This window comes from Mesorhizobium sp. M7D.F.Ca.US.005.01.1.1, assembly GCF_003952545.1.
In the GTDB taxonomy this organism is placed as follows: Bacteria; Pseudomonadota; Alphaproteobacteria; order Rhizobiales; family Rhizobiaceae; genus Mesorhizobium; species Mesorhizobium loti.
Genome location: NZ_CP034453.1, coordinates 7,080,262 through 7,093,598, shown reverse-complemented (window position 1 = coordinate 7,093,598; position 13,337 = coordinate 7,080,262). Strand labels below are relative to the sequence as shown.

Below are 13,337 nucleotides of genomic sequence, written 5' to 3'. Positions count from 1 at the left end.
ACAAACGGAAACCGTTTGTCCGTGAAAACCGGTACCCACTTTTCGGGATCATGCTCTAACTCTCTGTTTTGACGCAATTCCGGACGGAAAACCGTTTCACACTTTTTCCTGGAATTGCTCTAAGGCAGCACCCCCTCATAGCGGCCGCGCGGCCTGATGACACTTCCGCTTGTTATCTGTTCGACCGTGTGCGCGGCCCAGCCGACGCTGCGTGCGAGCGCAAACAGGCGGAACGGTGCATCGCGCGGCAAGGCAAGGCTGCGCGTCAGGGCGGCCAGCCCAAAGTCGACGTTGGGAAGCGCACCGGTAGCGGCAAGGGCAGCATCGCGCAGGGACGATAGTGTGCCGTCAACCTCGATCACCGACAGCAGCGCCGCCCCTCGGGGATCGCCGTCGGGATAGAGCTGATGACCGAATCCCGGCAGCGGCCGGTCATGGCTGAGCCAGCGCCGGATCGTCGCCTCAGCGCCATGTCGCGCCGCATCCTCGGCCAGTTGCATCACCGCCTCGCCGGCGCCGCCATGACGTGGCCCCGATAGCGTCGCGAGCCCAGCGAGCAGGCAAGCGGCCAGCGGCGCGCCGGTCGAGGCTGCGACGCGCGCGGCGAAGGTCGACGCATTCAGTTCATGATCGGCAAGCAGGACAAGCGCCCGGCGGATCGCGTCCGCGCCGCCAGCATCCACCAACCACTCCTGCGCCAGCCGCTGGTGGACCGGACCTGATCCCGCCGGCGCGCCCAGCGCGCCGGCCAGCACGCCGACCGCGTGCGCGGCATCGGCATGCAGCGAGGCGGCGCTGCGCCCAAGCGATGGGCGCCCCTGGCCGGCAAGCACGGCAAGTCGTGCAAAGGCCGAGGCTCGGCCAGGCTGATAGGGCGCATCCGGTGACGGTGCTTCGAAAGTCACCGGTTCAGGCAGAGCCCAGAGCACTGCGGCTGTTTCTTCCAATGTGGCATATGCAGAAAGCGCTGCGGCGTCCTGCCCGCGATAGATGAGTCGACCGTGCGAGACGGTCGAGATCGCCGTTGCGATCGACGGCTCACCCCAGGCGATCGCGCTTTCGGCGATAGCCGAAGGGCTGCGGCCGCGTGCCCGGCGGGTCGCCAGGGCTGCAATGTCGTCGGCGCGATACTGGCTGCGGCGCGGATCGGCGCGGTCGGGCCGCATGCCGATGCGCCCACGGCTGACATAGGCGTACAGCGTCTGTGCCCGCACCTTGAGGCGCTCGAGCGCTTCTTCCCTGGACAACCACTCGGACATATCGACCTTTGATATTGATTCTATTGATCAAGATTGATGGACATGTTGCCCAGCCTTATCTCCGATCTGGAAATGCTTCAAGGAGACAAGGCTATGGCGAATGGGCTCGATGACGTGGTAGCGGCGGAAACCGTGCTTTCCGACGTGGATGGTCTTGGCGGTCGTCTGACGATCCGAGGTCATTCGCTGCCGGAGCTGGCCGGCCGCTGGAACTATGCCCAGGTGGTGCGCCTGCTGCTCGACGGCTTCTTCGACGACCTTCACGGCGATGCGGACCTGACCCGGGCGCTAGGCCAAGCACGTGCGGACGTGTTTGAGCGGCTTTTGCCCTCGTTGCCCCTGCTGGCATCGCTCGATGTCTACAGTGCCATGCGCGCCGGCATGGCGCTGCTGCCGGACGGCGACAGGCTGACGGACGCCTTGCTGCTGATCGCGGCGCCCGCCGTGCTGACGCCGGCCTTGTTGCGCCTGCAGCGTGGCGAGGAGCCGATCGCGCCGGACAGCCGCGCCGACCATGCCGCCGACATGTTGCGGATGCTGAGCGGCAGCGTCGCCTCACCGGCACTGGCGAACGCGCTCGACACCTATCTGGTGACCGTCTGCGACCATGGCCTCAACGCATCGACCTTTGCCACCCGCGTGGTCGCTTCGACACTGGCCGGCCTGACATCGTCCGTGCTGGCCGGGCTTGGCGCGCTCAAGGGGCCGCTGCATGGCGGCGCGCCAGGGCCGGTGATCGAGATGCTGGATGCGATCGCGAAGCATAGCGATGCCGCCGGCTGGCTGCGCGACGAGGTCGCGCATGGCGAGCGCATCATGGGGTTCGGACATCGCATCTACCGCGTGCGCGATCCGCGCGCCGACGTGCTGAAAGCGGTCGTACGGCAACTCGGCGGCGAGGGCGAAACCGGCCGCCGGCTGGTCTTCGCGGAGACAGTGGAGCAAGCAGCGCTTGACGTGCTGCGGGTCGCCAAGCCGTCGCGCTCGCTGCAGACCAATGTCGAGTTCTACACCGCGCTGCTGCTGGAGGCGGCGGGCTTTCCACCGTCAGCCTTCAGCAATGTCTTTGCCGCCGGGCGTGTCGCCGGCTGGATTGCGCATGCACGCGAGCAGCAGACGACCGGACGGCTGATCCGTCCGCAGTCGCGTTATGTCGGGCCGGTGCCGGACCTCGTCGCCTGAGGCTTTTTTGTTTTGCAGGGAAGGACGGGGCGATCCAGCCGACGTCTTCCTGGGAGCGGTTGTGTGACCGCTCATGACGAAAATTTCATCTCGCCGCAAATTCTGGCCGCTGTTATTGCGTCGCATTGAGCATATATGCTGCACTGCAACATAAGTCCGCTCTTGCCGCAACCAGAGGATTCCGCCCTTGGCCGCCAGAAAAACCGCGATTATCACCGGCTCCACATCAGGCATTGGCTTGGCCATCGCCCAGGCGTTGGCGGCCGAAGGCCATAACGTCGTCGTCAACTCCTTCTCCGACACGGCCGCCGACCACGCCGTCGCCGATGCGATCGCCAGGCAGCACAAGGTGAAGACCGCCTACATCAAGGCCGACATGTCGAAGCCGGCCGAATGCCGGGCGCTGATCGCCAAGGCGGCTGAGACATTCGGGTCGGTCGATATTCTCGTCAACAATGCCGGCATCCAACATGTCGCGCCGGTGGAAGACTTCCCGATCGAGAAATGGGACGCCATCATCGCCATCAACCTGTCGTCGGCGTTCCACACTATCGCGGCAGTGATCCCGCTGATGAAAAAGGCCGGCGGCGGCCGGATCGTCAACATCGCCTCGGCACACGGCCTGGTCGCGTCACCGTTCAAGTCGGCCTATGTTTCGGCCAAGCACGGCATCATGGGATTGACCAAGACGGTCGCGCTCGAGTTAGCGCGTGAAAAAATCACCTGCAACGCCATCTGCCCGGGCTATGTGCTGACGCCGCTGGTCGAGGCGCAGATCCCCGACCAGATGAAAGCCCACAACATGGACCGCGAGACGGTCATCCGCGAGGTCATGCTGGACAAGCAGCCGACCAAGGAATTCGTCACGGTCGAGCAGATCGCGGCAGCGGCGGTATTCCTGTGTTCGGACGCGGCGGCGCAGGTCAACGGCACGCATCTCTCGGTCGACGGTGGCTGGACCGCCGCGTGAGGCGCAAAATTTTATCATCTACCCAAACAGACAGATCAAGGACGACGCCATGACGAAAAACGGCAAGGCGGAGGAAACGAAGAAGATCAACGTAGCGCTTCAGGGCGGCGGTTCGCACGGGGCCTTTTCCTGGGGCGTGCTCGACCGGCTGCTGGAGGACGGACGGCTGGAGATATCAGCGGTGTCCGGCACCAGCGCCGGCGCCATGAACGCGGTGGCGCTGGCCGACGGTTTTGTCCGCGGCGGTGTTGAAGGCGCACGGCAAAAACTCGACGATTTCTGGCGCGCGGTGGCGGCGAAAGGCCGGTTCAGCCCGGTGCAGCGCATGCCGTGGGATGTCGCCTGGGGCAACTGGTCGATCGAGAACACACCGGGCTATCTCTTCTTCGACACCATGTCGCGGGTGTTCTCGCCCTACGTCGCCAACCCGCTCGGCCTCAATCCGCTGCGCGACGTGGTTCAGCAGGAGATCGATTTCAAGAATGTCCGCGCCTGCAAGTCGATGGAACTGTTCATCTCGGCGACCAATGTCGAGACCGGACAGTTACGTGTCTTTTCCGATGGCGAGATCGACCTCGACACGGTGATGGCCTCGGCCTGTCTGCCGCAGCTGTTCCGTGCCGTCGAGATCAAGGGCGTGCCCTATTGGGATGGCGGCTATGGCGGCAACCCGGCGCTCTATCCGTTCTTCAAGACGGCGGCGACCGAGGACGTGCTTCTGGTGCAGATCAATCCAGTGGTGCGGGAGGGAACACCAAGGAGCGCCAACGAGATTCAGAACCGCATCGACGAGATCACCTTCAACGCCGGGCTGCTGCGCGAATTCCGCTCGATCGCCTTCGTCAAGGAGCTGATCGCCGCCGGCCGTCTGCCGCATGGCGAATACCGCGACATCCGCATGCATCGCATCGATGCCGATGAAGCGTTCAAGGACCTGTCGGCATCGTCCAAGGTCAATGCCGAATGGGCATTCCTGACTTATCTGCGCGATCTCGGCCGCACCGCCGCCAGCGACTGGCTGGAAGAGAATTACGACGCCGTCGGCAAGCGTCCAACGCTCGATCTCTCCGGCGAACTCGACGACGGCTTCAAGCCGGTGCGTGGTCCGGCACCCGGCCGGCGGGTCAAGGAATTTCTTGCTGCGCGGAAGAACCCCGAGGCGGAGCGCCGCCGGGCCTGAACGACCAATCGATGTTCGTCGATTGGTCCGCGATCATGCCTTCAAAGTCAGGTCGATCACCCTGATCAGGGCGGCGGCTGCCTGCCGCTGCCCCTGGGGATCGCTGATCCGCGCCTTCATGCCTTCCAGCCCGTCGAGCAGCATGTCGGCAAGCAGTTGCGTCGACAGGCCCCTGGCCGCCAGATCGACACCATTCCTGGCTGCTTCGCCCTCGATCGCGCCGGCGATATGTTCGCCAAGCCTGCCGCGCCAGCAGCCCACCAGATCGCCAAGGCTCGATTTCATGTCCAGCAGTTCGGCGCCATGCGGCGAGGCAATGACCGCGCTCATCATCGAGATGAATGCCCCGTCGATGGCTTGCATCATGCGCTCGGTGAAAATGCCATCGCCGGCCAGAGCCATCTTTGCCGCCTCGACCGAGCGCGACAGGATCATCATGGCGATGGCGCGGAAAATATCGGTCTTGTTCTTGAACAGGAGATAGAGCGCCGGGCGCGACATCTCTGCGGCGCGGGCGATGTCGTCCATGGTGGTGCGGGAGAAGCCATAGGCCAAAAACACCTTCATCGCCCCATCCAGGATACGGACGCGTTTGGGGTCGGCGGCGGCGATGTCTTCGATCTGATTCATGGAACAATTCTATCCTGCAAAATCGTTATTGACAAAATGACGTAATTTGTCAATCTGTATCGAGGCGAAATGACCGGTTGGCCATTTCGCCAACGGCAGTGGACGACAACAAAGGGTATCCCCATGCGCCTCACCGTCGACGGACAATCATTCGACATCGACGCCGATCCGGACATGCCGCTGCTGTGGGCGCTGCGCGATCTCATCGGCAAGACCGGGCCGAAGTTTGGTTGCGGCATCGCTGCCTGCGGCGCCTGCACGGTGCATGTCGACGGTCAGCCGGTGCGTTCCTGCTCGCTTCCCGTTGGCCAGGTCAACGGCGCTGTCACCACCATCGAAGGTATCGGTACAGCGGGCAGACTGCATCCGGTGCAGCAGGCATGGCTGGAGGAACAGGTTGCGCAATGCGGCTACTGCCAGGCCGGCCAGATCATGAGCGCGGTGGCGCTGCTCGACGAGGTCGCCGACCCGAGCGACGCCGACATCGACAACGCCATGGGCGGCAATCTCTGCCGCTGCGGCACCTATCCCAAGATCCGCTCGGCCATCAAGAAGGCCGCGGCGCTCAAGACGGCGGGGCTCTGAGCATGGCCAGTGTCGGAAAGATCGCCCGCCGCACGTTTCTGATCGGCGCGGCTGCTGTCGCGGGCGGCGTTGCCGTCGGCTATTACTATTATCGCAAGCCGTTCCCGAACCCGCTCGAGGCCGAACTCGGCAAGGGCGAGGCGACGTTCAACCCCTATGTGAAGATCGGCGCCGACAACACCATTACCATCGTCGCGCCGCGCGCCGAGATGGGGCAAGGCATATCGACGACGCTTGCCGTCATGGTCGCCGAAGAACTCGATGTCGGCCTCGACCGGGTCAAGGTCGAGCATGGCCCCGCCTCCTACGCCTATTACAACGCCGCGATCCTCGAAGAGGGCGGTCCGTTCGCCTTTTTCGACGAGAGCATGACCGCGCAAGCGGTGCGCTCGGGTCTTGGCGTGGTCGGCAAATTCCTTGCCCTGCAAGGCACTGGCGGCTCGGCTTCGACACGCGACGGTTTTGACAAGATGCGGCAAGCTGGTGCAGCCGCCCGACAGATGCTGATCGCCGCGGCGGCGCAAAAACTGGGTGTCGCCGCGGCCGATCTGGAAACGGCCGACGGTTCGATCCTGCACAAGCCGTCGGGCAAGTCGCTGACCTACGGCGCGGTCGCCGCGGTCGCCGCCGCGATGGCGCCGCCTGCCGAAGTCAGGCTCAAGGACCGGGCCGACTGGAAACTGCTGGGAAAACCGCAAAAGCGCATCGACATGCTGGCCAAGGTCACCGGTGCGCCGATCTTCGGCATCGATGTCCGGCTGCCGGACATGCTCTACGGCACGGTCAAGATGAGCCCGCGCTTCTGGTCGAGGCCGGTCAAAGCGGACCTCTCCAGGGCCGAGAAAATGCCTGGTGTGATCAAGATTGTGCCGCTCGAGACAAATTACGGCCATGGATTCGGCATCATCGCTAACAACACGTGGGCGGCGTTCAAGGCGGCCGAGGCGATCGACGCCCAGTGGTCCGATCCCGAATACCCGCTCAGCAGCGCCGCCATTTCAGATGTGCTGAAGCAGGCACTTGGCACCAAGGGCTCGGTGATGCGCGACAATGGCGATGTCGACACCGCCTTCGCCGACGCGCCGCGCGAAAGGATCGTCGAGGCCGATTATGCGGTGCCCTATCTGGCGCATGCGACGATGGAGCCGATGAACGCAACGGCACAGCTCAGGGACGGCGTGCTCGATATCTGGTGCGGCAACCAGGCGCCGACCCTGGTGCGGCAGCTTTGCGCCAACGCGGTCGGCATCGAGCAGGACAAGATCACAGTGCACACCACCTTCATGGGCGGCGGTTTCGGCCGGCGCGTCGAGATGGATTACGCGCTGTGCGCCGCGCTGATGGCGAAGGAAACAGGCGGGCGTCCGATCAAGGTGACCTGGACGCGTGAAGAAGACATGCGCCACGACGCCTACCGGCCGGCCGCCATAGGCAAGTTCCAGGCGCGGCTCGGTGACGATGGCATGCCGGTCGCCGTCGACATGAAGATGGCCTCGCCATCAGTGATTGCCGGGACGCTGCGCCGGCTGTTTCCCTCGATATCGCCGCTCGGTCCCGACAAGACCATTGTCGATGGCGCCTATGACCAGCCCTATACCATCCCGAATTACCGGGTCAGTGGTGTCGCGGCGCCGGTCTCCATCCCTGTCGGTTCCTGGCGCTCGGTCGGCAGTTCGGTCAACGGCTTCTTCCATGAGGGCTTCATGGACGAGATCGCCGTTGCCGGAAAAATCGATCCGGTCGAGATGCGCAAGAGACTGATGGCCGCCTATCCCTCGGCGGTAAAGGTGGTTGAGAAGGTCGCCGCGATGGCGAAATGGGGCGAGGCGCTGCCCGCCGGCAAGGCCAAGGGCATGGCCTTCACGCTGTCCTTCGGCAGTTGGGTCGGCGAGATCGTCCAGGTGGCGGACACGCCGGCCGGCATCCGCATCGAGAAGGTGTGGATCGCTGCCGATGTCGGCACCGCGCTCGATCCCGGCATCATCGAGGCGCAGCTGATCTCGGCCGCCATCTACGGTCTTTCGGCGGCTATGGGTCAGGAAATCACCTTCGCCGACGGCATGGTCGAACAGTCGAACTTCCACGATTTCGACGCCATGCGGATCTTCCAGTGCCCGGTCTTCGAAGTCGCCATTCTGGAGAACTTCCACAAGATGGGCGGCGTCGGCGAGGTCGGCACACCGCCGGCGGCTCCAGCACTCGCCAACGCCATCTTCGCGCTCACCGGCAAGCGCATCCGCACGCTGCCACTGTCGAAAACGGTGGCCTTCGCATGAAGAAGCTCCTCATCATGCTGACGCCTGCTGCCATGCTCGTTCTCGCGGCGCCGTTCGCGATCGCGCAAGAGAGCCAGACGCCGACGCCGGTGACGGTCGACGCTGCAAAAGGCCTGTCCGAATGGGACAAGATCTATGCGGTGTTCTCGCATCCGCGCTGCGCCGACTGTCATGTCGCGGACGACCGGCCGCGCTGGTCCGGTGCGCATTATGGCGGCACCCGCGTTCACGCCTTCAATGTCCAGCGCGGTGCTGACGGATCGGGCTTCGGCAATCCGGGCCTGCGCTGCACAACCTGCCATTTTTCCAGCAATTCCAATGCATTGCATGGGCCGCCCGGGGCCGACAACTGGCATCTGGCGCCAACCGAGATGGCCTGGTTCGGCAAATCCTCGGCCGAAATCTGCAGTCAGATCAAGGATCCCCTGCGCAATGGCAACCGCAGCTTGAAGGATATCGCGCTGCATGTTCGCGACGACAAATTGGTCGCCTGGGGCTGGGCGCCGGGGTCTGATCGTGAGCCGGCTCCGGGCTCTGCCGAAGCAACCTATCAAGCGATCGAAAATTGGATTGCGGCGGGCGCATCTTGTCCGGTGGCGCAATGATCCCGCAACTTTCGCACTATATTGCGATGCAACTTTGATGTAGAAGCGCGCTTCGCCGATCACGGCAAATTGAACACGGCTTGGCGCGCACCCATATCGGCGACGCGCCCGCGTTATGAGGACGCTGGCCGAACCCGCAGTGGAAAAAACGACGATGCCGAGAATCAGGTTTCACAAGCTTGCAGCCATTGTTGTGCTCATTGGTTTCGCGGCGTGGATGGCGACAGGTGAGTTTTCGTCGGTCGGCAGCGTAGCCGCCAACAAAGCCAAGGCAGCCGAAGTCGAGCAGGCCAAGGCGCCGGACGCGGCCAAGCCCAAGGCGGCCGAAGCCGAGCCGAAGGCACCGCTGCGCACCGTCGCGGTGGTGACGCCGCCGCGCAAGACCTATGCACGCGCCATCCGTGTTTCCGGGCTGACCGAAGCCGACAAGCGGGCGGTGCTGGCAACGCGCGTCGCCGGCGTCATCGACAAACTGCCGGTCAAGCAAGGAGATCACGTCAAGACCGGCGATCTGGTGCTGATGCTTGCGGCGGAAGAAAAGATCTCGATGGTCGACAACGCCAAGCAGCTCGTGGTGCAGCGCCAGGCCGAGTTGGACGCCGCCCTGCGGCTGATGAAAACAGGCAATCTGCCCAAGCTGCAGCTCGACACCGCCCGCTCCAATCTGACCCTGGCGCAATCGCAGCTGGATACCGCGCAGGCCGAGCTCGACCGCAACGAAGTCAAGGCGCCGTTTGACGGCGTCATCGACCGGGTGCCGGTCGAACTCGGCAGTTCCATCATGCAGGGCGGCGAGGTGGCAACCATCCTCAAGCTTGATCCGGTGATTGCCCGCGGCGAAGTCAGCGAGCGCGACCTCGGCTACCTCAAGCTCGGCGACAAGGCCAATGTACGGCTGGTCAGCGGCCAGACGGTTGAAGGCACAGTGCGCTACATCAGCCGCGACGCATCGTCGGCGACCCGTACCTTCCGCGTCGAGGTGGCGATCCCCAATGGTGACGGCTCAGTGCCGGCCGGCATGACGGCGGAAATCGCGCTCAACGCACAACCGACCGACGCAGTCCTGCTGCCGCGCTCGGTGGTGACGCTCGGCGACAAGGGCGACCTCGGCATCCGTGCCGTCGGCAAGGACAACAAGGTGGCGTTCTTCCCGATCGACCTCGTCGACGACACGCCGACCGGCCTCGTGCTCGGCGGCATCCCGGCCGACGCGCGCATCATCGTCGCCGGCCAGGAACTGGTGAAGGAAGGCGATCTGGTCAATCCGGTCGAGGCCGACCAGGCGACCATCAAGAAACTGCTCGGCGAGGCGACTGCCGGCACGCAGTAGCAAGGGGCCGTGACGGACTAGCCCTGGGCGGGGACAATCGGCTGCGACGCAGCTCCTGAAATTCAAGAACAGGCGTTAGCCATGGATATCGTCAGACTCGCAATCAACAATGCCCGCCTGACCATCTCGGTCCTGGTCTTCCTCATCCTTGCCGGCGCGGTCGCCTACCAGTCGACGCCGAAGGAAGCGGAGCCCGATGTTCCGATTCCGATGATGTATATCAGCCTGATCTATCAGGGCATTTCGCCTGAGGATTCGGAACGGCTGCTGTTGCGACCGATGGAAAGCAAGCTGAAGAGCTTGAAGGGCCTCAAGGAGATGCGTTCGGCCGCTTTCCAAGGCGGCGGCTACGTGCTGGTCGAATTCCAGCCGCAGACGAATCTGGCCACTGCGCTGCAGGACACGCGCAGCAAGGTGCAGGACGCCAAGGCCGACCTGCCGCAGGCGGCTGAGGAACCGACAGTCAACGAAGTCAACATTTCCGAGTTTCCCGTGCTCGTCGTCACACTCTCGGGCGAATTGCCGGAACGTGTGCTGACCGCCGCCGCCCGCGAACTGCGCGACCGCATCGAGGAGGTGCCCGGCGTTCTCGAAGGTTCGCTGCAGGGTGCGCGCGACGATCTCGTCGAGGTCGTCATCGATCCGATGAAGCTGTCTTCCTATGGGTTGCAGCTCGATCAGCTGATCGGTGCGGTCGGCAACTCCAACAGTCTGGTCGCCGCCGGCAACATCGAGGGCTCGGAAGGCAAATACGCGGTCAAGGTGCCGTCGCTGATCGAAACGCCGGAGGATGTCGCGGCACTGCCGGTGGTCGCCGGCCCCAATGCCGTGGTGCAGGCCAAGGACATCGCGACGATCCGCTCGACCTTCAAGGATGCCGAGACGGTGACCCGCCTCAACGGCAAGCCGGCCATCGCCATCGAAGTCAAGAAGCGCATCGGCTCCAACCTGATCGACACCATCGCCAAGGTGCGGACGGTGTCCGACGAGTTCGTCAAGTCCATGCCTCAGGGCATGAACGTCACCTACACGCAGGACAAGTCGGTCTTCGTCAACCAACTGCTGGGCGATCTGCAGAACCACGTCATGATCGCCGTCATCCTGGTGTTCATCGTCATTCTCTACGCGCTGTCCGGCCGCGCCTCGCTGCTCATCGGCCTGGCCATCCCGTCATCCTTCCTGATTGGCATCCTGCTCCTGGCGATGATGGGCTACACGATCAACATGATCGTGCTGTTCAGCCTGATCCTTGCCGTCGGCATGCTGGTCGACGACGCCATCATCGTCACCGAGTTCGCCGAACGACGGATGAGCGAAGGCATGCCCAAGGAGGAAGCCTTCGCGCTTGCCGCCAAACGCATGGCCGGTCCGGTCATCGCCGCGACGATGACGCGCATCGCCGCCTTCTCGCCGCTGCTGTTTTGGCCGGGCATCATCGGCGACTTCATGAAGTACATGCCGATCACGCTGATCGTCACGCTGTCGGCCTCGATGCTCTACGCGCTGGTCTTCGCACCAACGCTGGGTGCGATCTTCGCCAAGGCGCCGCCGCATCACGAGGATGACAATCGAGACGGCTGGTACATGGCAATCGTCAAGCAGGCGGTGCGCTTCCCCATCACCGTGCTGGTGCTGACCGTCGCGCTGCTGTTCGGCGTCGGCTTTGCCTATTCGAAATATGGCGCCGGCGTCGAGTTCTTCCCGAATGTCGAGCCGGATTACGGCCTGCTTTACGTGCATGCGCGCGGCAATCTCTCGCTGGCCGAAATGGATACGGCAACCAAGATCGCGGAAAACAGGCTGCTCGGCTGGCCGGGCGTCAAGTCGGTCTATACCCGCGTCGGCAAGACGCAAGGCGGCGGTCAGGACGTTCCCGAAGACGTTGTCGGCGTCATCCAGTACGAATTCATCGACTGGCGCGAGCGCAAGTCGGCGAACCACATCCTGGATGACCTGCGCGGCGTGATGGCCGGCATTCCCGGCGTCGATGTCGAGGTGCGCGTGCCGGAGGCCGGTCCGCCGACCGGCAAGCCGATCCAGATCAGGCTTTCGGCCGTCGACCCCAAGGGGCTCGACGACAAGGCCCGTGCTGTCGCGGCGCGCATCGGCAAGGTGCCTGGCGTCATCGACATTTCCGATGGTCTGCCGCCGCCCGGCGTCGACTGGGCGCTCGAGGTCGACCGCGCCAAGGCGGCGCAGTACGGCATCAGTCCGACCTCGGTCGGAACCGTGGTGCAGCTGGTGACCAACGGCCTGAAGCTTTCGGAATACCGTCCGGCCGGCGCCGATGACGCCGTCGACATCCGTTTGCGCCTACCCGAGGACCGGCGCACGCTGTCGACGCTCGACGAACTCCGGGTGCAGACCTCGCAAGGCTCGGTGCCGATCTCGAACTTTGTCGTGCGCAAGCCCGAGCCGACGGTCGGCATCCTCAACCGCATCGACGGGGCGCGTACGGTGGTCGTCCAGGCCAACGTCGCCGCCGGCACCCAGGTCGCGGCCGTACAGCAGGAGGTCACCAAGGCTGTCTCGGAGATGGATCTGGGCAGCGGCATCCGCTGGAAGCTGGCCGGCTCGAACGAGGACAGCGCCGAAGCCAGCGCCTTCCTCAGTAAGGCCTTTGGTGCGGCGATCTTCCTGATCTTCCTGGTGCTGCTGGCGCAGTTCAACAAGTTCACCAGCGTCTGGCTGGTGCTGTCCTGCGTGGTCATGGCGACGATCGGGGTGTTCCTCGGGCTGCTGATAACAGGCGAGACGTTCGGCATCGTCATGTCGGGCATCGGCGTCATCGCGCTGGCCGGCGTGGTGGTGAACAACAACATCGTGCTGATCGACACCTATGACCGGTTGCGCGAAGAGGGCTGGGACAAGGTCGAAGCAGTGCTGCAGACCTGCCGCGAACGTGCCCGCCCGGTGGTGCTGACGGCGGTGTCGGCCATTCTCGGCGTGCTGCCGATCGCCTTCGGCCTCGGCCTCGAAATCTTCCGTCACGAGACGACGATCAACGCGCCGTCGACGCAATGGTGGATTTCGCTGTCCTCGGCGATCGTCTTCGGCCTGTCCTTCGCCACGGTGCTGACGCTGGTGGTGACGCCGTCGATGCTGATGGTGTTCACCCGTGCCAAGGTCAAGCCGGGCGCACGGCGCGGCTGGTTCAGCCGGCTGTTCCAGCGCGGCAAGGGTGAGATCTCATCGACCGATGCGCCGGGGCAGGATACCGGAGTCGAGCCGGAAATCGCCTTTCCGAAAGCCGCCGAATAGACCCATTGCCGATTTGACCGGCAAAGGCCGCCCGGAACAACCGGGCGGCCTTTTGCATT

Annotated in this window: 10 protein-coding genes; 8 read left to right on the top strand and 2 right to left on the bottom strand. The window is 64.0% G+C overall.

Annotated features, from left to right (window positions below; genetic code table 11):
* Nucleotides 1-119: 119 nt before the first annotated feature.
* Entirely contained in the window at nt 120-1,259 is a 1,140-nt protein-coding gene (locus EJ076_RS34560) for a citrate synthase (protein ID WP_126070867.1), read from the bottom strand.
* Between the two features lie 93 nt (nt 1,260-1,352).
* On the opposite strand from EJ076_RS34560, the gene EJ076_RS34555 reads away from it, so the two are divergent.
* From EJ076_RS34555 to EJ076_RS34545, 3 genes are all read left to right on the top strand, one after another.
* A complete protein-coding gene (locus tag EJ076_RS34555; RefSeq protein ID WP_126070866.1) occupies nt 1,353-2,441 on the top strand; it encodes a citrate synthase/methylcitrate synthase in 1,089 nt (362 codons plus the stop codon).
* Nucleotides 2,442-2,619: 178 nt separating this feature from the next.
* Complete coding sequence (locus EJ076_RS34550) at nt 2,620-3,411, top strand: 3-hydroxybutyrate dehydrogenase (RefSeq protein ID WP_164548921.1); 792 nt, start codon at nt 2,620-2,622, stop codon at nt 3,409-3,411.
* Between the two features lie 49 nt (nt 3,412-3,460).
* Nucleotides 3,461-4,591 carry a patatin-like phospholipase family protein gene (locus EJ076_RS34545; protein ID WP_109664873.1) on the top strand — a complete coding sequence of 377 codons (1,131 nt, stop codon included), beginning with the start codon at nt 3,461-3,463 and terminating at the stop codon, nt 4,589-4,591.
* Between the two features lie 33 nt (nt 4,592-4,624).
* On the opposite strand, the gene EJ076_RS34540 is transcribed toward EJ076_RS34545, so the two are convergent.
* On the bottom strand, nt 4,625-5,221 hold the full coding sequence (locus EJ076_RS34540) for a TetR/AcrR family transcriptional regulator (RefSeq protein WP_126070864.1): 597 nt from the start codon (nt 5,219-5,221) through the stop codon (nt 4,625-4,627).
* Between the two features lie 123 nt (nt 5,222-5,344).
* Between EJ076_RS34540 and EJ076_RS34535 the strand changes: the two genes are divergently transcribed.
* The 5 genes from EJ076_RS34535 to EJ076_RS34515 all read left to right on the top strand — a co-directional run bounded on the left by EJ076_RS34535 (nt 5,345) and on the right by EJ076_RS34515 (nt 13,278).
* The gene (locus tag EJ076_RS34535) at nt 5,345-5,806 is read left to right on the top strand and encodes a (2Fe-2S)-binding protein (protein ID WP_126070863.1); all 462 of its coding nucleotides are present in this window, start codon (nt 5,345-5,347) and stop codon (nt 5,804-5,806) included.
* A gap of 2 nt (nt 5,807-5,808) precedes the next feature.
* A complete protein-coding gene (locus EJ076_RS34530; RefSeq protein ID WP_126070862.1) occupies nt 5,809-8,082 on the top strand; it encodes a xanthine dehydrogenase family protein molybdopterin-binding subunit in 2,274 nt (757 codons plus the stop codon).
* Nucleotides 8,079-8,687 carry a hypothetical protein gene (locus EJ076_RS34525; RefSeq protein ID WP_126070861.1) on the top strand — a complete coding sequence of 203 codons (609 nt, stop codon included), beginning with the start codon at nt 8,079-8,081 and terminating at the stop codon, nt 8,685-8,687. The genes EJ076_RS34530 and EJ076_RS34525 overlap by 4 nt, the downstream gene beginning before the upstream one ends.
* 154 nt (nt 8,688-8,841) lie before the next feature.
* Nucleotides 8,842-10,017, top strand: coding sequence for an efflux RND transporter periplasmic adaptor subunit (locus tag EJ076_RS34520; RefSeq protein ID WP_126070860.1), 1,176 nt, complete (start codon nt 8,842-8,844; stop codon nt 10,015-10,017).
* 81 nt (nt 10,018-10,098) lie between these two features.
* Entirely contained in the window at nt 10,099-13,278 is a 3,180-nt protein-coding gene (locus EJ076_RS34515; RefSeq protein WP_126070859.1) for an efflux RND transporter permease subunit, read from the top strand.
* Nucleotides 13,279-13,337 lie beyond the last annotated feature (59 nt).